General features: G+C 70.1%; 17 protein-coding genes, 1 rRNA gene and 1 riboswitch. Of the genes, 4 read left to right on the forward strand and 14 right to left on the reverse strand.

Annotated elements, in window-relative coordinates:
• Nucleotides 1-221 precede the first annotated feature (221 nt).
• Nucleotides 222-1,067 (forward strand): PhzF family phenazine biosynthesis protein, encoded by an 846-nt coding sequence (locus OHU74_RS05350; RefSeq protein WP_371614837.1) that lies wholly within the window; start codon nt 222-224, stop codon nt 1,065-1,067.
• 43 nt (nt 1,068-1,110) lie between these two features.
• Here OHU74_RS05350 and OHU74_RS05355 read toward each other — a convergent pair whose 3' ends face one another.
• Nucleotides 1,111-1,914, reverse strand: a complete 804-nt coding sequence (locus OHU74_RS05355) for a CPBP family intramembrane glutamic endopeptidase (RefSeq protein WP_371614838.1) — start codon at nt 1,912-1,914, stop codon at nt 1,111-1,113.
• 106 nt (nt 1,915-2,020) lie between these two features.
• The gene (locus OHU74_RS05360) at nt 2,021-3,553 is read right to left on the reverse strand and encodes a glutamate-cysteine ligase family protein (protein WP_371614839.1); all 1,533 of its coding nucleotides are present in this window, start codon (nt 3,551-3,553) and stop codon (nt 2,021-2,023) included.
• 506 nt (nt 3,554-4,059) lie between these two features.
• On the opposite strand from OHU74_RS05360, the gene OHU74_RS05365 reads away from it, so the two are divergent.
• A complete protein-coding gene (locus OHU74_RS05365) occupies nt 4,060-4,680 on the forward strand; it encodes a hypothetical protein (RefSeq protein ID WP_371614840.1) in 621 nt (206 codons plus the stop codon).
• Nucleotides 4,681-4,950: 270 nt separating this feature from the next.
• Nucleotides 4,951-5,157 (forward strand): DUF5999 family protein, encoded by a 207-nt coding sequence (locus tag OHU74_RS05370; RefSeq protein ID WP_330295262.1) that lies wholly within the window; start codon nt 4,951-4,953, stop codon nt 5,155-5,157.
• Between the two features lie 120 nt (nt 5,158-5,277).
• On the opposite strand, the gene gcvP is transcribed toward OHU74_RS05370, so the two are convergent.
• Nucleotides 5,278-8,163: an aminomethyl-transferring glycine dehydrogenase gene (gcvP, locus tag OHU74_RS05375; protein ID WP_371614841.1), complete on the reverse strand. Its 2,886-nt coding sequence runs from the start codon at nt 8,161-8,163 to the stop codon at nt 5,278-5,280.
• A 196-nt stretch (nt 8,164-8,359) separates the two neighbouring features.
• Nucleotides 8,360-8,458, reverse strand: a riboswitch (glycine riboswitch).
• 118 nt (nt 8,459-8,576) lie between these two features.
• On the opposite strand from gcvP, the gene OHU74_RS05380 reads away from it, so the two are divergent.
• Nucleotides 8,577-8,942 carry a PRC-barrel domain-containing protein gene (locus OHU74_RS05380; protein WP_371614842.1) on the forward strand — a complete coding sequence of 122 codons (366 nt, stop codon included), beginning with the start codon at nt 8,577-8,579 and terminating at the stop codon, nt 8,940-8,942.
• Here the strand turns inward: OHU74_RS05380 and OHU74_RS05385 are convergent.
• The 11 genes from OHU74_RS05385 to rrf all read right to left on the reverse strand — a co-directional run bounded on the left by OHU74_RS05385 (nt 8,939) and on the right by rrf (nt 19,395).
• A complete protein-coding gene (locus tag OHU74_RS05385) occupies nt 8,939-10,387 on the reverse strand; it encodes a DNA polymerase IV (RefSeq protein ID WP_371614843.1) in 1,449 nt (482 codons plus the stop codon). The genes OHU74_RS05380 and OHU74_RS05385 overlap by 4 nt on opposite strands.
• 122 nt (nt 10,388-10,509) lie before the next feature.
• Entirely contained in the window at nt 10,510-11,166 is a 657-nt protein-coding gene (locus OHU74_RS05390) for a MerR family transcriptional regulator (protein WP_330295266.1), read from the reverse strand.
• Nucleotides 11,167-11,369: 203 nt separating this feature from the next.
• A complete protein-coding gene (locus OHU74_RS05395; protein ID WP_330295267.1) occupies nt 11,370-11,843 on the reverse strand; it encodes a bifunctional nuclease family protein in 474 nt (157 codons plus the stop codon).
• A gap of 97 nt (nt 11,844-11,940) precedes the next feature.
• Nucleotides 11,941-12,702 carry a MerR family transcriptional regulator gene (locus tag OHU74_RS05400; RefSeq protein ID WP_371614844.1) on the reverse strand — a complete coding sequence of 254 codons (762 nt, stop codon included), beginning with the start codon at nt 12,700-12,702 and terminating at the stop codon, nt 11,941-11,943.
• 44 nt (nt 12,703-12,746) lie between these two features.
• Nucleotides 12,747-13,583 (reverse strand): FHA domain-containing protein, encoded by an 837-nt coding sequence (locus OHU74_RS05405; RefSeq protein WP_371614845.1) that lies wholly within the window; start codon nt 13,581-13,583, stop codon nt 12,747-12,749.
• Between the two features lie 189 nt (nt 13,584-13,772).
• A complete protein-coding gene (locus OHU74_RS05410; RefSeq protein ID WP_371614846.1) occupies nt 13,773-14,567 on the reverse strand; it encodes a DUF881 domain-containing protein in 795 nt (264 codons plus the stop codon).
• A 5-nt stretch (nt 14,568-14,572) separates the two neighbouring features.
• Complete coding sequence (locus tag OHU74_RS05415; protein WP_112452698.1) at nt 14,573-14,905, reverse strand: small basic family protein; 333 nt, start codon at nt 14,903-14,905, stop codon at nt 14,573-14,575.
• Nucleotides 14,902-15,807, reverse strand: a complete 906-nt coding sequence (locus tag OHU74_RS05420) for a DUF881 domain-containing protein (RefSeq protein ID WP_371614847.1) — start codon at nt 15,805-15,807, stop codon at nt 14,902-14,904. The genes OHU74_RS05415 and OHU74_RS05420 overlap by 4 nt, the downstream gene beginning before the upstream one ends.
• A gap of 151 nt (nt 15,808-15,958) precedes the next feature.
• Nucleotides 15,959-18,454, reverse strand: coding sequence for a mannose-1-phosphate guanyltransferase (locus OHU74_RS05425; RefSeq protein ID WP_330295271.1), 2,496 nt, complete (start codon nt 18,452-18,454; stop codon nt 15,959-15,961).
• 100 nt (nt 18,455-18,554) lie between these two features.
• Nucleotides 18,555-19,145, reverse strand: coding sequence for a CDP-alcohol phosphatidyltransferase family protein (locus OHU74_RS05430; protein ID WP_330295272.1), 591 nt, complete (start codon nt 19,143-19,145; stop codon nt 18,555-18,557).
• A 132-nt stretch (nt 19,146-19,277) separates the two neighbouring features.
• A 5S ribosomal RNA gene (gene rrf / locus OHU74_RS05435) occupies nt 19,278-19,395 on the reverse strand.
• Between the last annotated feature and the right edge of the window lie 41 nt (nt 19,396-19,436).

Below are 19,436 nucleotides of genomic sequence, written 5' to 3' on the forward strand. Positions count from 1 at the left end.
CTTGCTCATGGGCCGTCCATCCCTACGACGGCGGCGTGGATCTCTTCGCCGAGAACACCCGGGTGCGCGACCAACTCGCCGGCAGACATGCCGAGTGGCTACCGTCGCCACCGCCGGGGACGTGAGCGGGCGACTGCCGCGCGGCCGGGGCCGCCCCGACCAGGCCAGTCGTGCCGGATTGGCCTTTGCGGCGGCTGCTGGCGGCTCCCTACGGTCGAGGCATGCGCATCAGAATCGTGGACGCCTTCACCGACCGCCCCTTCGCCGGCAACCCCGCCGGAGTCCTGCTTCTCGACGGCCCGGAAGGCCCCGACAGCCCCAACGGCGGGTTCCCCCCGGACGCCTGGCTGCAGCAGGTGGCCACCGAGGTCAACCTCTCCGAGACGGCCTTCGCCCACCCCCTGCCCCCGGGCGGGGACGCCGACTGGGCGCTGCGCTGGTTCACACCGACCAGCGAGGTCGACATGTGCGGCCACGCCACCCTGGCCACGGCCCACGTACTCGCCACCAGCGGCCTCGCGAGCGGGCCGATCCGTTTCTCCGCCCGGTGCGGCATCCTCACGGCCGAGGCCGCCGAGGACGGCACGATCACGATGGACTTCCCCACCTCCTCCCTGACCCAGGTCGACCCGGTCGCCGAGGTGCAGCGCGCCCTGGGCGCCGCGATCAAGTCCGTCCACGACACCTCCGCCCACATCGGCGACCTGGTGGTGGAGCTCGCGGACGAGCGGACCGTACGGGAACTCGACCCCGACCTCGCCGCCCTGCGCGGCTACGCCCGCCGCGGGATCATCGTCACCGCCGCCGCCGAGGACCCCTCCCGCGGCTACGACTTCGTCTCCCGCGGCTTCTTCCCCGCCTTCGGCATCGACGAGGACCCCGTCACGGGCAGCGCCCACACCGCGCTGGCCCCCTTCTGGGCCGCGCGCCTGGGGCGCACCGAGCTCGTCGGCCTCCAGGGCGGGGCGCGCACCGGTCTGGTCACGGTCCGGCTCAGGGGCGACCGTACGCTGCTGACGGGGAGCGCCGTCACCGTCATCGACGGCGAACTGCTCACCTCCCCCTGAGGCACGAGACCGCGAGACCGCAGGACCGCGAGGCCTACGGCGGCTACGGGGTGGGCAGCCAGCCCACCTTGCCCGCCAGCAGGGCGTACCCGCCGAAGGCCACGATGTCCAGCAGCGCATGGGCGACGACGAGCGGCCCGACCCGGCCCCAGCGCCGGTAGGCGAGCACGAAGACGACGCCCATCACCATGTTGCCGATGAAGCCGCCGATGCCCTGGTAGAGGTGGTACGAACCGCGCAGCACGGAGCTGGCGATCAGCGCGGCCATCGGCGACCAACCCAGCTGGCCGAGCCTGCGCAGCAGGTAGGCCAGCACGATGACCTCCTCCACCACGGAGTTCTGCACCGCGGAGAGGATGAGCACCGGGAACTTCCACCACACGTCGGGCAGTGCCTCCGGCACCACCGTCAGGTTGAAGCCGGTGGCCCGCGCCACCAGGTAGAAGGCGAGCCCGGCGCTCCCGATCCCGGCCGCGACGAGCGCACCCCGGCCCAGGTCCCGTGCGGGCCGGGTGCGGTCGAAGCCCAGTGCCTTCAGCCCGGGGGCGCCCTCGCGGGTCAGCAGGTGCGCGACGAGCAGTACGGGGACCAGCGCGCTCGCGATGCCGAACAGCTGCCAGGCCAGGTCGAGCCAGGGCCTGCCCGGGGCGTACGAGCCGTTGAGCGTGGCGGCCTGGTCCTTGAGCCCGCCCGGCTTGGTCAGCGAGCCGATGAAGCTGATCAGCGCCGAGACGCCGCTCGCGCCCAGGGACAGGGCGAGCACGAGCAGCGTCTCGTCGCGCAGGAGCTTGCGCCCGTCCCGGCCCTCGCCCAGCTCCCCGATCACCGGTTCCGGCTCCGTCCGCACGCTCGTCTCCCGTCCACCGACCACTGCGATCACCCCCCATACTGCCTCGTCGGCGGGGGAACGGGATCAGCGGACGGGCGTCAACGGACAGGATCAGCGGACGGGATCAACGCACGGGATCGACGGCGCTCACCTCCGCCTCCGCCAGGCCGACCGGCCAGGTGTGCACGGGATCGCCCTTGTGCATCAGCTCGCTGTAGCGGCGCGTGGTCGCGGCCAGCGCCGCGTCCCGCTCCAGCCCGGCCGCGAGCGCCCGGTGGTACGTCTCCACCTGCCAGGTCGCTCCGTTCACCCGGCGCCGGCACCGTTCCTCGATGATGCCGAGGTAGTGGTCCCGGTCGGCGGGCTCGATGCCCCAGGCGTCCAGTCCGGCGGCCGCCATGGGCAGCAGCTCGTCCAGCACCAGCCGTACCGCCGGCACGCTGGCCAGTCCCCCGCCCCGGCCCCGGCGCGGCCAGCGCAGCCGGGCGTCGATCCCGTAGCGGCAGGCCGCGTCGAAGTTGGCCTCCGCTTCGGCGAAGGGCAGCCGGCTCCACACCGGGCGCTGTTCGTCCGCGAGGGTCCGTACGAGCCCGTAGTAGAAGGCGGCGTTGGCGACGACGTCGGCCACCGTCGGCCCGGCCGGCAGCACCCGGTTCTCCACGCGCAGGTGCGGCACCCCGTCGGCGACCCCGTACACGGGCCGGTTCCAGCGGTAGACCGTGCCGTTGTGCAGGACCAGTTCCTGGAGGCTGGGCACCCCGCCCTCGGCGAGGACCCGCAGCGGCTCCTCCTCGTCGCAGATCGGCAGCAGGGACGGGAAGTAGCGGACGTTCTCCGCGAAGAGTTCGTACGCCGAATCGACCCACCGCTCGCCGAACCAGGTGCGCGGCCGCACCCCCTGCGCCTGGAGCTCGGGCGGCCGGGTGTCGGTGGCCTGCTGGAAGAGCGGCGGCCTCGACTCCCGCCACAGTTCGCGCCCGAACAGGAACGGCGAGTTGGCGCCGACCGCTATCTGTACGGCGGCCACCGCCTGCGCCGCGTTCCACACGTCCGCGAACCGGGCCGGAGTCACCTGCAGGTGCAGTTGTACGGAGGTGCACGCGGCCTCGGGCACGATCGAACCCGAGGTCCAGGTCAAGCGCTCGACCCCGTCGATGTCGAGCGTGAAGTCCTCGCCGCGCATCATCAGGATCTGCTCGTTCAGCAGCGAGTAGCGGTCCACCGCCGAGAGGTTGGCGGTGACCAGGTCCGCGCGGGAGATCGTCGGCAGAATGCCGATCATCACCACCCCGGCGTCGATCTCCACGGCCTGCCGGTGGGCATAGCCGAGACCCGCGCTCAGTTCTTCTGCGAGCTGGTCGAATACCCGGCCGCCGAGCCGGTGCGGGAGTACGTTCACCTCCAGGTTGAACATTCCCAGTTCCGTTTGGAAATCGGGGCTCGCAATCCGCTCGAGGACCTGCGCATTCACCATTCTCGGCAACCCGTCGGCACCAGCCAGATTCAACTCGATCTCGAGCCCCATCATGTTCTTGGGCCGATCGAACCTCTTCTCCGCCAGAAGTCGCTCCAGCCCCTCCAGGCACTCGTGAAGCTTCCTCCGGTACCTTTGCCGATCGGACAGGTCGAATCCGCCCGCCACGACCTTCTCCCCCATCGAAGCGTCCCTCCTCGACTGGGCCTGGCCGGTGGAAGAGATCCATCACCCCAGGCGCGCGTTACGGTCGATGATGCCCCGGCGGCGTGATCGATAACGCGGAAGGGGCGTGACTGGCGAGGAGCGCGCGCCGGTTTGGCCGACAGGCGCTTTGGCACATTCACCTGGCAAGCCGGGATGAGCAAATACCCCGTAGACTTTGCCGGTTCCGGATAACCGACGCTTTCCAGCCGAGCCCCTGTCCGGTAACCTCCGAGGTCAGCGCGGAATTTTTGCGCGCACCCGGCATGAATGCCATGTCAGAGGGACCGGTAAGCGCCTTGCCGGCAATGGGCGGGACAGCTAGCCGAAACACTGCGTGAACACATGTCGTATAAACTCCGCAAACGAGGCAGAGAGTTGGCGCGCGGCCATTGCCCCTCAGCCCCCCTCTGGCCCCAGAATGCGACAGCGCCGTCCCGCACCTCCCCCGGTCCACCGGTCTCCCAAGTGAGAGGCGACCCACCATGCCGCTGCACGTCCCTCCGGCCCCCGCGCCCGCCCTGCGCAGTGTCCTCGCGGCCCTCGGCTCCCCCAGTGCCGTCAACGAGGCACACACCCCGGCCCTGCGCGCCCTCCAGGGTCCGATGACCGCCGAACTGCCGCTGCCCGTCCACGTCCTGGACCGGCTGAACCTCGCCGGCCTGGCGTCCGGCGGCCGGCCGCCGCGCACCAGGCTGACCGGCTGGCGGTTCCTGATCCGCAGCGGGGAGCGCTACGTGGCGGCGGCCGACACCCGGCTGACCCCGGACGGGTGGGCCTTCTCCCACTTCTTCGAGGGCCCCTACGTGGCCGCCACCGAACGCGCGCTGCGCCAGGCGGAATCCCTCGGCAAGAGCTACCAGCCACGGCTGCTGTCCGTACCGGAGCTGTACATGCTGACGCTGTGGCTGCACGGGGCGGTGGGCGCCGACGCGGCCTCCGGAATGCCCGCTGCCGCCGATCTGCTGGTCCCGCTGGCGCCGGCCCCGCCCGGCATCGCCGCCTACCGGCCGCACCCGGTCTCCGAACTGCTGCCCGTGATGACCCACCGGCTCACGCCCACGGCGCCGCCGGTCCCGCCCTCGATGGCGGCCCCGGCAGCCTGAACGAGGAGGGTGGCCGGAACTGCCCATTCGGCCTAGCCCACTCGGGCCCCCTGCGAACCACCCGAAATGACAGGGGAGTTGACTTGAACCGCCCGCACGGGTGATGCGTCATCAATCTATGAGGACAGCTGCCGGGAAATCCCTGCGGACACCGAGTCCTAGAGGAACACTGGGGACCCTGACCAAGCCAAATCGTTGATACGGGGGGCGGCCATGAACAACGCATCGAGCCGCAGCACACAGACCACACCGCAGCGAAAGAACGCATCCATGTGCCAGCACAAGCCAGCGTGCCCGTCCGCCGACTCCGCCGACCGGGAGGCCGCACACCCCGTGGCCGTTCACCCGGAACAGGGCTGGAGCCTGCTGTGCAACGGCGTCCTGCTCTTCGAGGACACCGGTGAGCTGCTGCCGGACGGCCAGATCATCGCCCCGCACCGCGCGCTCGCCGCGGCGCACGTGATGAAGGCCGCCTAGCCGGACCCGTCCGCTGACAACGAGCGCCGAAAGGGGCCGGCCCGGGAGCAACCACTCCCGGACCGGCCCCTTCCTCATGCCTCGGAACCGCCCGGCCCCCGGCGTGGGGGCCGCGAGGGCCTAGTTGTCGTACTCGTCCAGCGGCGGGCAGGAACACACCAGGTTCCGGTCACCGAAGGCACCGTCGATGCGGCGCACCGGCGGCCAGTACTTCTCCGCGGCCGACATCCCGCCCGGGAAGACGGCCTCTTCGCGGGTGTACGGGTGGTTCCACTCGCCGCCCAGCGCCGCCGCCGTGTGCGGGGAGTTGGCCAGCGGGTTGTCGTCCACCGGCCACTCGCCGCCGGCGACCTGCTCGATCTCGGCGCGGATGGCGATCATCGCGTCGCAGAAGCGGTCGATCTCGGCGAGGTCCTCGGACTCCGTCGGCTCGATCATGAGCGTCCCGGCGACCGGGAAGGACATGGTCGGCGCGTGGAACCCGTAGTCGATCAGGCGCTTGGCGATGTCGTCGATGCTGACGCCCGTGGCCTTGGACAGCGGGCGCATGTCGATGATGCACTCGTGCGCGACCAGGTTGCCCGGTCCGGTGTAGAGCACCGGGTAGTGCGGCTCCAGGCGCTTGGCGATGTAGTTCGCGCCGAGCACCGCCACCTGGGTGGCGCGCTTGAGGCCCTCGCCGCCCATGAGGCGCACGTACGACCAGGAGATCGGCAGGATGCCGGCCGAGCCCCACGGCGCGGCCGAGATCGGGCCGACACCCGTCTCGGGACCGGCGGTCGGCTGGAGCGGGTGGTTGGGCAGGTACGGGGCCAGGTGCGCCCGGACGCCGACCGGGCCGACGCCGGGGCCGCCGCCGCCGTGCGGAATGCAGAAGGTCTTGTGCAGGTTCAGGTGCGAGACGTCGCCGCCGAAGTGACCGGGCTTGGCCAGGCCGACCAGGGCGTTGAGGTTGGCGCCGTCCACGTAGACCTGACCGCCGGCGTCGTGCACCTGGGCGCAGATGTCGGCGACGTGCTCCTCGAACACACCGTGCGTGGAGGGGTAGGTGATCATCAGGACGGCGAGCTCGTCGCGGTACTGCTCGATCTTGGCGCGCAGGTCGGCCGCGTCCACCTCGCCGTCGTCGGCGGTCTTGACCACGACGACCTTCATGCCGGCCATCACGGCGCTCGCGGCGTTGGTGCCGTGCGCGGAGGACGGGATGAGGCAGACGGTGCGCTGCTCGTTGCCGTTCGCCCGGTGGTACGCGCGGACGGCCAGCAGGCCGGCGAGCTCACCCTGGGAGCCGGCGTTCGGCTGGATGGAGACCTTGTCGTAGCCGGTGACCTCGCAGAGACGTTCCTCCAGCTCGGTGATGAGCGTGAGGTAGCCCTCCGCCTGCTCCACCGGGGCGAAGGGGTGCAGCTGGCCGAACTCGGGCCAGGTGACCGACTCCATCTCGGTGGTCGCGTTGAGCTTCATGGTGCAGGAGCCCAGCGGGATCATGCCGCGGTCCAGCGCGTAGTCCTTGTCCGCGAGCTTGCGCAGGTAGCGCAGCATGGCGGTCTCGGAGCGGTGCTGGTGGAAGACCGGGTGGGTCAGGTACGCGTCCTCGCGCAGCAGCCCCTCGGGCAGCGCGTCGGCCGTGGTGGCGTCGAGCGCCTCCAGGTCGGCGGAAACCCCGAAGGCCGCCCACACCGCGTCCACGTCGGCGCGCAGGGTGGTCTCGTCGCACGCGGCGGAGACCAGGTCGGCGTCCACCTGGTACAGGTTGACCCCGCCCTCGCGGGCCGCGGCCACGACCTCGGCGGCGCGGCCCGGAACCCGGGCGGTGACGGTGTCGAAGTAGGCGCCGTGCACGATCTCGACCCCGCCGGCCTGCAGACCGGCGGCGAGCAGGGCGGCGTAGCGGTGGGTGCGGCGGGCGATCGTCCGCAGGCCGTCGGGACCGTGGTAGACCGCGTACATGCCGGCCATGACGGCGAGCAGCACCTGCGCGGTACAGATGTTGCTGGTGGCCTTCTCGCGGCGGATGTGCTGCTCGCGGGTCTGGAGGGCCAGGCGGTAGGCCTTGTTGCCGTCCGCGTCCACGGAGACGCCGACGAGGCGGCCGGGCAGCGAGCGGGCGTGCTTGGCCTGGACGGCCATGTAGCCGGCGTGCGGTCCGCCGAAGCCCATCGGGACGCCGAAGCGCTGGGTGGTGCCGACCGCGATGTCCGCGCCCAGCTCGCCCGGGGAGGTGAGCAGGGTCAGGGCGAGCAGGTCGGCGGAGACGGCGACGATGGCGCCGAGCTCGTGGGCCCGGTCGATGACCGGCTTGATGTCCCGTACGGCACCGGAGGCGCCCGGGTACTGGACGAGCACGCCGTAGATGCCGCGCTCGGTGACCTCGGCCGGGATGCCCTCGGAGAGGTCGGCGACGACGACCTCGATGCCGATCGGCTCGGCGCGGGTCTGGATCACGGCGATGGTCTGCGGCAGCGCGTCGGCGTCGACGAGGAAGACGTTGCCCTTGGCCTTGCCCACGCGGCGGGCCAGCGTCATGGCCTCGGCGGCCGCGGTGCCCTCGTCCAGCAGGGAGGCACCGGAGGTCGGCAGTCCGGTCAGCTCGGCGACGACGGTCTGGAAGTTCAGCAGCGCTTCCAGGCGGCCCTGGGAGATCTCGGGCTGGTACGGCGTGTACGCCGTGTACCAGGCCGGGTTCTCCATGACGTTGCGCAGGATCACCGGCGGCGTGAAGGTGCCGTAGTAACCCAGGCCGATCATGGAGGAGAGGACCTGGTTGCGGTCGGCGAGCTGACGCAGCTCGGCGAGCACCTCGGCCTCGGTCCGCGCCTCGGGCAGGTTCAGCGCGGCAGTGGTCTTGATCACATCCGGCACCGCCGCGGCGGTCAGTTCGTCCAGCGAGCCGTAGCCCACCTGGGCGAGCATCTTCGCCTGCGCCTCGGCATCAGGGCCGATGTGGCGCTGCTCGAAGGGGATGCCTCGCTCCAGCTGGGAGAGCGGAATGCGGTTGGCGGTCATGTACGGAGGCCTCCTGGGTCGTACGACCTGCGAGGGGCACCACGGCGCGGGCACCCGGACGGCCTCCCCCTCTGTCATCGAACCTGAGAGCTTCACCGGGCCACGCGGGGGTCTCCCGGGGGTCCGGCTTTCACCGTCGGTGAGGAGAGGAACCGGCACTGCGCGCCCGGTACCGCCCCTGCTTTCCAGAGTGGCCTCACCACGTGCGGTACGTATGCCTGAGAGATTCCGGGGAGGATTTGCTCCTTCGGCGCCCCCGTCTTACTCACTCGGAGGACTCTCCCGCACAGGGTCAACAGCCGTCACCCAGCCTACCAGCGAGGATCTCGGGCCCTCCCCGAGTGGCCCCCTCCCCGGAAATGCACTTTTGTAGTCATTACGGAGGAGTTGCGCCCCAATGGAGGGACCGGACCGTGCAGACCGACATCGATCCCCGCAGCCTGATCGGCCGCAAGGCATTCGACCGCAATGGCGCCAAGATCGGCACCGTCGACGAGGTCTACCTCGACGATGCCACGGGCGTCCCGGAATGGGCCGCCGTCCGCACCGGCCTCTTCAGCCGGGACGCCTTCGTCCCCCTGGAACCCAGCGAGCTGGTGGGCGACACCCTGCGCGTCCCCTTCGAGCGCTCCCTCATCAAGGACGCCCCCGACTTCGGCGTCGGCCGCCACCTCTCCCCCGAACAGGAGCTGCAGCTCTACCACCACTACGGACTCGACGTGGCCCTCCCCAGCGAGTTCCACCGCGACTTCGGCCGCCTGGCGGGCGACGAGGGCTAACAGGTCACACCACCCGTCCCCACCAGCGGAAGCGGATCGGACGGCTCCAGCTCGGGGTCGTCCACCCGGAACGTCCGCACCCGGCCCGGCTCCGAGCCGGGCTCTTCGAACCGTACGGTCACCCGCCCGACCCCGCTGCCCTGCACCCACCCGGGCCCGTACACCGCGTGGCGCACGTCGCTCCCGGCGTGCCACTGCCGCCCGGCGCCGGCATCGCCCTCACCGGGCGGTCCGCCGCCGTCCCCGGAGTCCGCCCCGGCCGGAGCCCCTGCGGAGCCCTCCGCGTCGGCGACCGCACCCGTCTCCTCGGCCCCACCGACCCCATCCGGCCCAGCGGGCTCCCCCTCCCCCGCAGCGGCCAGCGCATCGGCGGCCAGCGCGAACGCGAACAGGTCCTCCTGCGTGTAGTCCGCCAGCCCCGTGACCCCCACCCCCAGCAGCCGCACCCCGCCCGTGGTGTCCACGGACTCCAGCAGCCGCGCCGCGGCCTCGCCCACTACCGCCGGGTCGTCGGTCGGCCCCCGCAGGGTCTCGGACCGGGTCAGCGTCGAGAAGTCGTACCGCCGCACCTTGAGCACGATGGTCCGCCCCGAGTGCCCCGACTCCCGCAGCCGCCGCACGCAGCGGTCGGCGAGCCGCTGCACCTCGCCCCGGATCCGGACCCGGTCGTGCAGGTCCACGTCGAAGGTGTCCTCGACCGACACCGATTTCGCATCGCGCTCGGCGACCACCGGACGCTCGTCCACGCCCCTGGCCATCCGGTACAGCCCGACCCCGTGCGAGCGCCCCACCATCCGGACCAGCTCGTCCTCGCCGGCCGCCGCCAGCTCCCCCACCGTGGTGATCCCGGCCCGCCGCAGGTGCTCCCCGGTGGCCGGCCCGACCCCGGGCAGGGTCCGTACCGACATCGGCGCGAGATGCGCCCGCTCGGTGCCGACCTCGATCAGCAGCAGCCCCGCGGGCTTGGCTTCCTCGGAGGCCACCTTGGCCAGCATCTTGGACCCGGCCAGCCCGACCGATCCGCTGAGCCCGGTCGCGGCCATGATGTCGGCCCGCAGCCGCTCCCCCACGGCCCGGGCGGATTCCGCGTCGAAGGCGACCCCGCCCGCCTCCAGGTCCACGAAGGCCTCGTCCAGGCTCAGCGGCTCCACGAGCGGCGACAGCTCGCGCAGGAGGGCCATGACGGTGTCGCTGACCGCCCGGTACAGGCCGAAGCGCGGGATCAGGTACGCGCCGTTCGGGCAGAGCCGCCTCGCCTGGGCGGTCGGCATCGCCGAGTGGACCCCGAACCGCCTGGCCTCGTACGAACAGGTGGCGACGACCCCGCGCGGACCGAGCCCGCCGACGATGACGGCCTTGCCGCGCAGGCTCGGCTTCGACGCCTGCTCCACGGACGCGTAGAAGGCGTCCATGTCCAGATGCATGATGGTCGGCGCGGCTCTCACAGCACCGATGCTGCCCTACGCCACTGACAAAAGACCCGAGGCCGTCCGGCCGGGCCCGCCGCGGAGGCGGGCCGGGGCCGACGGCCTCGGTGAAACGTGCTCTGGAGACGGCTTAGGACGACCTAGACGGCCCGGTTGCGCCGCGCGGCCAGCTCGTCGGCGGGGTTGTGCCCGACCACCGTCTCACCGGTGTCCACGCGCTCGCCGTGGAGCTGCGACAGGGCGTTCTCGACATCGCGCCAGACCACCCCGACGGCGATCCCGAAGATTCCCTGACCGCCCTGGAGCAGGCCGACGACCTGTTCCGGCGAGGTGCACTCGTAGACCGTGGCGCCGTCGCTCATCAGCGTCATGCGCTCGAGGTCCGAGAACCCGCGGTCACGCAGGTGCTGCACGGCGGTGCGGATGTTCTGCAGCGCCACCCCGGTGTCCAGGAAACGCTTGACGATCTTGAGGACGACCACGTCCCGGAAGCTGTACAGCCGCTGCGTGCCCGACCCGTACGCGGGACGCACGCTCGGCTCCACCAGCCCCGTGCGCGCCCAGTAGTCGAGCTGCCGGTAGGTGATGCCGGCCGCGGCACATGCCGTCGGCCCGCGGTAGCCGACCTGCTCGGGTGCCGCCTCGCCACCCTGGGGCCCCACCGGCCCCATCGAACCGACCGGCGCGGGCTCCGGCTGACGGCGCGCGGAACTCACCGCACCACCGTGCAGCGGGTACGGCCCACCGTCACTCCGTGCGGGGATGCCCCCGGTCGTACCGTCGCCCGTGACTCTCACGCCGACCCTCCGTCCTTGACCTGCCACCTCGAAGGTAGGCAGTCACCCGGGGTGCGTCAACGATCGCCACACTCGGCACGCCGAGTGATAATCACCCTGAGAGTGGTTTCCCGTACCCCATTGCGGGGAAAGGCTACTCGAATGGGCTGCAATCTCCTTTGAGGCTGCGTCGAGAACGCCCGGAGGACGCCACGGCCCCGGGCTCAGTGCGGTCCGGTGCCGAAGTCCTCGGGCGAGATCTGGTCGAGGAACTCGCGGAACTTCTCCACCTCGTCCTCCTGCTCGTCCGGGATCGCGATTCCGGCGTCGTCCAGCACGCCGTCGCTGCCGTAGATCGGCGTCCCGGTGCGCAGGGCGAGCGCTATGGCGTCGGACGGCCTCGCGCTCACCTCGACCCCGCTGGCGAAGACGAGCTCCGCGTAGAAGACACCCTCCCGCAGATCCGTGATCCGGACTTCGGTGAGTTCCTCGCCGATCGCCTCCAGCACGTCCTTGAACAGGTCGTGCGTCAGCGGCCGGGCAGGAGCCATGCCCTGCTGCGCGAAGGCAATGGCGGTCGCCTCCCCTGGTCCGATCCAGATGGGGAGGTATCGATCGCCTCCCACTTCACGCAGGAGAACGATCGGTTGGTTGGAGGGCATTTCCACCCGGACACCCACAACGTCGAGCTCGTTCACACAGCAACCCTAGGACCTGCCCGGCCGGTTTGGGTAGTCGGGCTCCCCCAAGGCTGCCCGCAGGAGCCCCCCGCGACTCCTCCGAGGGCCCCCCGGATCAGTGCAGCCGCACCCCGAGCGCCGTCTGCACCAAGGCCTCGTGCAGCCGTACGGAGAGCCCCGCGAGCTCCTTCAAAGTGGCCTCGGCATGTGCCCTGGTCTGCGGGTTGCGGTGGCGGCGAAGCGGTGAGACGACCTGTTCGACCAGACCGGCCTCCCGGTCGGCGGCGGCCTTCATCGCCCGCAGGTGGCGCGGCTCCAGCCCGAACCGCCCGAGATCGGCCACCAGACGGGCCACGGTGACCGCCTCGGCGTCGAATCCGCCGCCGGGCGCCTCCGCGATCAGCCCGTACGACTCCCATTCGACGAGCTGTACCTCGTCCACCTCCGCGGCGGCGATCAGCTCGGCCCGGCCCACCCGGGCCACGGTCGGCCGCTCCCGGCCCACCTCGCCGTAGATGACCACGGGGCTCGTGGGGTCGACGGATTCCCCGTGCGCGGTGGGCGCGGGGATGCGGATCTGCTCGCCGCGGACGAGCGCGTCGAGCTGCTCGCGGATGACCTTCAACGGAAGGTAGTGATCGCGCTGGAGCCGGAGGATGTGGGCGAGGCGCTCCACGTCGTCGGTGCTGAACTTGCGGTATCCGGAAGGTGTGCGCCGGGGCTCCACGAGCCCCTCCGCCTCCAGGAAGCGGATCTTCGAGATCGTGACTTCGGGGAACTCTTCACGCAGCATCGTGAGCACCGTTCCGATGCTCACCAGCCGTCGGGCCGAGGCGGCGGTGCCGTTTCCGGCACCGCCTGTCGGGGTGCGCAGCATGGGACCTTCCCTGGGGAGTCCCCCGGACAGGATCCGGAGGAGGGTCAGATGCCCCGCAGGCTCGCGTAGAAGACCAGCCGGTACTTGCCGATCTGCACTTCGTCGCCGTTGTGGAGGGAGACGGAGTCGATCGGTTCACGGTTCACGTACGTGCCGTTGAGGCTGCCGACATCGGCGACGGTGAAACCGCCGTCGTGGCTCCTGCGGAACTCGACATGGCGCCGGGAGACGGTGACGTCGTCCAGGAAGATGTCGCTCTGCGGGTGCCGGCCGGCCGTCGTCAGCTCTCCGTCCAAGAGGAAGCGGCTGCCGGAGTTGGGGCCGCGCCGCACGATGAGCAGAGCGGAACCCGGAGGCAGTGCTTCCACCGCGGCCTGGGCCTCGGGGGACAGCGAGGACGACGCGTGCGCTTGTCCCGACACCTCGGCCTCGTAGGCCTCGAGGCCCGAGATCGAAATGGTGGACGTGGTCTCCGAGGCACGCTCCGGCGTCAGACCCGCCCGCAGCGGCGCCCCGCAGTTGGAGCAGAATCGGCTCGCCGCATCGCTGCGGTGCCCGCACCTGCTGCAAATCTGCTCGGCCGACATGGACGGCTCCTCGCGCCGCGGCTGCCCCGCGGAGGCATTGGTGGCATACGGGTCGGGGTTAAACCCTCCACCCGTACTTGAGGTTGATGGTTCACCGAAACCTATGCGTCCGGTACCGGCAGGGTCAACAGTCGACGCGCCCTGCGCGCCCGAAATATCACCCGCGCCCGCCACCTCGTCACGGAAGAGCGGCCGGTCGCCCTGCCCTTCCACGTCTCCATGCCCCGCGCGGTGCCTGGCCGCACCGCTTTCCTCGCGGTTCTTCTTGCCGAACAACTTCTCAAACAACTTCACGGGCGATTCCCCTTGACCGAAACAGACCCGCCCGTGGGGCAGGACGAACTCCGAATGCAACACCTGCCGACCCGGACATTCTCACAACGTCCGTAACCATCAGACAGTTTCCACCACGTACCACGACTTCGGTGCGCCGACCCCCCGCAGGCATCCGCCCGCGTGAGCCGGTCTGCTCTGCGTCCCGCCTCACGGCGATGACGACCGAGCGTAGTCAGGCTGCTTCGCAGCCCGCAAGGCATCCACGACGATCTTCGCCGGTCGTGTGACGGTGACGACCGCCTGCTCCTTCTCCAGCGACTGGACCACGCCACCCGGAATGTTGAGCGCCGGCTCCAGGTCCTGCGGTTTGCCGATCACCCTGAATTCATAGGGCTGTGTGATCTTCTTACCGTCGATCGCGACCCCGCTGCCCTCGTCCGAGAAGTACGAGCCCGCCACGATCCGCACACCGTTGATCTGGATCGCCTCGGCCCCGGCGGCACGCAGCTCCTGGAGGGTGTCCAGCAGCTTGTCCGACTGCACCTGGTTCTTGGGATCGGAGATCTTCAGCACGATCCCCGGCCCCTGCGCGGCCACCGTACCGGCCAGGATCCCGAGTTGACGTTCCTTCTCGACCGTCTGCTTCCGGGCCTCTTCGGCCTGGTTCGAGCTGCTCTCCAGCTCCCTGCGCTGCTCCTCGAGCTTCTGCTTCTCGTCTTCCAGCCGCTTGGTCCGGCCGTCCAGCTCGTCGAGGATCCGTACGAGGTCCTCCTGCCGGGCCCCGCGCAGCGCGCTGGAGTCGCTATTGGACCGTACCTGAATCGCCAGACCGAGCCCCAGGACGAACAGCAGCACCGCGACGATCAGTTGGGCCCGGCTCACCCGCGGGGGCCACAGGCCTGCCGCCAGCCGCTGCCGGCCGGTCTCCTCGGGCTCGGCCGGGGCGGAGCTCCGGCCCGGACCCTCCTGAGGCTCCTCGGGCGGGGTGTCGTTCGTACTCATCGGCCTCACGCCCGGAACACGTGCCGGCGGATGGCCGCGGCGTTGGAGAAGATGCGGATGCCGAGAACGACGACCACACCCGTGGACAGCTGCGAACCGACGCCCAGCTTGTCGCCGAGGAAGACGATCAGCGCGGCCACGACCACGTTGGACAGGAACGACACCACGAAGACCTTGTCCACGAAGATGCCGTCCAGCATCGCGCGCAAGCCCCCGAACACCGCGTCCAGCGCCGCCACCACGGCGATCGGCAGATAAGGCTCCACCACGGCCGGCACTTCGGGGCGGACCAGAAGTCCGACCACCACTCCGACCACGAGGCCCAGTACCGCGATCACGATGCACCCTTCTGCTGCTCTACTGCTGTGGCTGTACGTACGGTCAGGCTCGACGCGGCGGGCAGCCGTACCTCGTCCTCGGGGGACAGGGTGTAGCGGATCCCGTAGCTCTCCTGCAGCACGTGCAGGTACTGGCCGTCCGCGGAGTCCTGGAAGGCGGTTCCGAGCTTCTTCTTGTCGCCGATCGCCAGTACTTCGTACGGCGGCACCAGCGGCCTGTTGTCGACCAGTATCGCGTCACCGGCGGCCCTGATCGCCGAGAGCGACGTCAGCCGCTGCCCGTTGATCGAGATCGCTTCGGCCCCGGACTGCCACAGCCCGTTGACGATCTTCTGCAGGTCATGGTCGCGCAGCCGGCCGGTATCCGAGAAACCGGTGTTCTCGCGCGGCTTGGAACCGTTGCCCGTGGACGCGCCCTTCGCGTCGTCCACCGTCAGTTTGATCCCGGGCCCGCGCACCTCCGTGGCCCCGGACAGCAGGGCCACGAGCTGGCCCTGGTCACCGCCGTGCTGCTTGAGCGCCTCGCGCTGCCGGTCGGCGACGGCGCCCCGCAGCCTCTCGATGTCCCGCTCCAGGCCGTCCGCGTGCGCGTCGGCCCGGTCGACCCGGTCGATGAGCTCCTGACGCTCCTTGGCCAGCACCGGCGCGGCAACCCGCGCCTGCGCCGCACCCAGCGTGACGACCATCGCGGCGAGCACCAGCCCGGCGGCGAGGCCCAGTTTGGCCTTGAGCGTGCGCGGCAGGCCCGCCGTGCCGTCCGACTCGCGCCGGGCGGAGGCCTCCGCGTAGCCCTCGTCGAGACTGTGGTCCATCACGTGCGTCAGCAGCGACATGGAAGCGTCCGGGCGCGCGGGAGGCGACGCCGAACTCCGGTTGTGGGGCGGCTGCGACATGCCGCACATCGTCGCATGTCGGCACCGCACACGCCGAATGCGCCCGTCCGGTGGGCCGGGCGGGGGCTTCACCCCGCCCGGCCCACCGGACTTGTGTACCTATGGCGTTCCGGCTGATCTATCGCGTTCCGGCGGACCTATCGCGTTCCGTACGTGGTGCTCAGTGCCCGGCTCCGTCCACCACCGCTGCCCAGCTGTCCAGCAGCGCCTGCGCGGAGGCGTCGTCGGGACCTTCGGCCCACACGTGGGTGACCGCCTCCGCGGGGTCCGGCAGCACCAGCGCCCACCGCCCGTCGGCCTCGACCACCCGTACCCCGTCCGTGGTGTCCACCTGCCGGTCACCGGCCGCTTCCACGACCCGCCGCATGACGAGCCCCTTCACCGCCCACGGGGTCGGCACGTCCCGCTTGAGCACGTGCGCCCGCGGGATCCGGGCGTCGATCTGGCTCAGCGTGAGCTGCGTCCTCGCCACCAGCCCTATCAGCTGCACGAAGGCCGCCGACCCGTCGAAGACGCTGCTGAACTCCGGGACGATGAAACCGCCCCGCCCGTCGCCGCCGAAGATGGTGTTCTCCGCCCGGCCCACCCGGGTCAGATCGTCGGGCGAGGTCGTCGTCCACTCCACCTGGGTGCCGTGGTACGCCGCCACCTGCTCGGCGATCCGCGTCGTGGTCACCGGCAGCGCCACCTTGCCGCTGCGCTTCTCGGCGGCCACCAGATCGAGCAGCACCAGCAGCGCCCGGTCGTCCTCGATGATCCGCCCGCGCTCGTCGACGAGGGAGATCCGCTCCCCCACCGGGTCGAAGCGCACCCCGAAGGCGGCCCGGGAGGACGCGACGATCTCGCCCAGCCGCACCAGCCCGGCCCGCCGGGATTCGACGGTCTCCGTCGGCCGGGACTCGTCGAGCCCCGGATTGACGGTGAGGGCGTCCACCCCGAGCCGGCCCAGCAGGCTGGGCAGCACGAGCCCGGCGCTGCCGTTGGAGGCGTCCACGACCACCTTGAGACCGGAATCCGCGACCCCGGTGATGTCCACCCGGCGCAGCAGCGAACCGGTGTAGGCGTCGAAGACGCTGCCCGGGAACTGCAGGTCGCCGATCTCGCCGGGGAACGCCCGCCGGTACTCCTGGCGCGCGTACACCCGGTCCAGCTTCCGCTGACCCTGGAGCGAGAGGTCCGCCCCCCGCTCGTCGAGGAACATGATGTCCACCGAGTCCGGCACACCGGGCGAGGTCCGCAGCACGATCCCGCCCGCGCTGCCGCGTGCGGTCTGCTGGCGCGCCACGGGCAGCGGTACGTTTTCCAGGTCGCGGACGTTGATCGCGCTGGCCTGGAGGGCCGAGATCACGGCGCGCTTGAGCGCCCTCGCGCCTCGGGAGTGGTCACGGGCGGTGGTGACCGTCGCCCCCTTCTTCAGGGTCGTCGCGTACGCGCCTGCGAGCCGGACCACCAGTTCCGGGGTGATCTCCACGTTCAGGATTCCCGAGACCCCACGGGCACCGAACAGATGTGCCTGCCCCCGGGACTCCCAGATCACCGACGTGTTGACGAAGGCGCCCGCCTCGATCGTCTTGAAGGGATAGACCCGCACGTTCCCCTGGATGATCGATTCTTCGCCGACGAGGCACTCGTCACCGATGACGGCCCCGTCCTCGATCCGGGCGGCCCGCATGATGTCGGTGTTCTTGCCGATGACACAGCCCCGGAGGTTGCTGTGCGGGCCGATGTACACGTTGTCGTGCACGACGGCCTTGTGCAGGAACGCGCCGCTCTTGACGACCACGTTCGACCCGATGACGGTGTGCTCACGGATCTCCACACCGGCTTCGACCTTGGCGTAGTCCCCGATGTACAGCGGCCCCCGCAGCAGCGCGTCCGGGCTCACCTCGGCCCCTTCGGCGATCCAGACCCCGGGGGAGATCTCGAAGCCGTCCATGTCGACCTGGACCTTGCCCTCGAGCACGTCGGCCTGGGCCTTGACGTAGCTCTCGTGGGTGCCGACGTCCTCCCAGTAGCCCTCGGCCACGTAGCCGTAGATGGGCCGGCCTTCCTTCATCAGCTGCGGGAAGACGTCACCGGACCAGTCCACCGATACGTCCGGGCTCACGTAGTCGAAGACCTCGGGCTCCATCACGTAGATGCCCGTATTGATGGTGTCCGAGAACACCTGACCCCAGGTCGGCTTCTCCAGGAAGCGCTCGACCTTGCCTTCCTCGTCCACGATCGTGATGCCGAATTCCAGCGGGTTCGGCACCCGGGTCAGGCACACCGTGACGAGTGCGCCCTTCTCCTTGTGGAAGGCGATGAGGTCGGTGAGGTCGAAGTCCGTGAGCGCGTCGCCGGAGATGACCAGGAAGGTGTCGTCCTTCAAGGCCTCCTCGGCGTTCTTCACACTGCCGGCGGTCCCGAGTGGCTTCTCCTCGTTGGCATAGGTGAGCTCCATTCCGAGCTCTTCGCCGTCACCGAAGTAGTTCCTGACGAGTGATGCCAGGAATTGCACGGTGACCACGGTCTCGCTGAGCCCGTGCCGCTTGAGCAGCCTGAGCACGTGCTCCATGATGGGCCGGTTGGCCACCGGCAGGAGCGGCTTGGGCATGCTTGAGGTCATGGGACGAAGGCGAGTGCCTTCACCACCAGCCATCACGACGGCCTTCATGTCGGAAAGGTCCTCCTTGAGAGACGGCGTCTTCGCCGACCTCGCCCCTCCCGGACGGTGACTGGACCACTCCTGCGCGTCAGTCAGGCGCCGAGCGAGCTCAATCGGCCGTGGCGTCCGCCTTCACGAGCCGGCGGACTTGCACCACGTAAAGGATTCCTGCCCACCAATAGAGGGTTGTACCCCATCCGGCGAACGCCCATCCGAAAACGGACCCGGTCCAGGCCAACCAGCCCGTCCCTTCACTGACCAGCAAGAAGGGGAAGGCGTACATCAGGTTGAAGGTAGCCGCCTTGCCGAGGAAGTTGACCTGCGGCGGCGGATAGCCGTGGCGGCGCAGGATCCAGACCATCACCAGAAGCATCAGCTCCCGTGCGAGCAGGGCCGCCGTGAGCCAGATCGGCAGAATCCCGCGGTACGTGAGACCGAACAGCGTGGACAGGATGTAGAGCCGGTCTGCAGCCGGATCCAGCAGCCTTCCGAGGTTGCTGATCTGATTCCAGCGCCGGGCCAACTTCCCGTCGAGGTAGTCACTGATCCCGCTGAGCATGAGAACGGCGAGCGCCCAACCGTCGTGCTTGGCCAGGATCAGCCACAGGAACAAGGGTACGCCGGCAAGGCGAGCCATGCTCAGGATGTTCGGAATGGTGAAAATTCGGTCGGTCTGAACCCGAGTCTCCTGGACCTCCACCCGGGGGCCTCCACTGACTGTAGAAAAAGCGTCGAACGATGCCCCCTGACCCTACAGGAGGCGTCCGACCGGGCCGTAAACGCAGAAGAGCCCCGTACCAGTTCCCTGGTACGGGGCTCTTCTACAATGATTGTTCGGCGGCGTCCTACTCTCCCACAGGGTCCCCCCTGCAGTACCATCGGCGCTGAAAGGCTTAGCTTCCGGGTTCGGAATGTAAACCGGGCGTTTCCCTAACGCTATGACCACCGAAACACTATGAAGTTAACCAACCGGATATGAACACAGTTCGTT

The sequence above is a fragment of the Streptomyces sp. NBC_00454 genome (assembly GCF_041434015.1).
Classification (GTDB): Bacteria; Actinomycetota; Actinomycetes; order Streptomycetales; family Streptomycetaceae; genus Streptomyces.

What these genes read in the sequence shown, in the direction of transcription:
- OHU74_RS05350 (WP_371614837.1), top strand. Translation starts at nt 222, where the DNA reads ATGCGCATCAGAATCGTGGACGCCTTCACCGACCGCCCCTTCGCCGGC.
- OHU74_RS05360 (WP_371614839.1), bottom strand. Translation starts at nt 3,553, where the DNA reads ATGGGGGAGAAGGTCGTGGCGGGCGGATTCGACCTGTCCGATCGGCAA.
- OHU74_RS05365 (WP_371614840.1), top strand. Translation starts at nt 4,060, where the DNA reads ATGCCGCTGCACGTCCCTCCGGCCCCCGCGCCCGCCCTGCGCAGTGTC.
- OHU74_RS05370 (WP_330295262.1), top strand. Translation starts at nt 4,951, where the DNA reads ATGTGCCAGCACAAGCCAGCGTGCCCGTCCGCCGACTCCGCCGACCGG.
- gcvP (WP_371614841.1), bottom strand. Translation starts at nt 8,163, where the DNA reads ATGACCGCCAACCGCATTCCGCTCTCCCAGCTGGAGCGAGGCATCCCC.
- OHU74_RS05400 (WP_371614844.1), bottom strand. Translation starts at nt 12,702, where the DNA reads ATGCTGCGCACCCCGACAGGCGGTGCCGGAAACGGCACCGCCGCCTCG.
- OHU74_RS05410 (WP_371614846.1), bottom strand. Translation starts at nt 14,567, where the DNA reads ATGAGTACGAACGACACCCCGCCCGAGGAGCCTCAGGAGGGTCCGGGC.
- OHU74_RS05420 (WP_371614847.1), bottom strand. Translation starts at nt 15,807, where the DNA reads ATGTGCGGCATGTCGCAGCCGCCCCACAACCGGAGTTCGGCGTCGCCT.
- OHU74_RS05425 (WP_330295271.1), bottom strand. Translation starts at nt 18,454, where the DNA reads ATGAAGGCCGTCGTGATGGCTGGTGGTGAAGGCACTCGCCTTCGTCCC.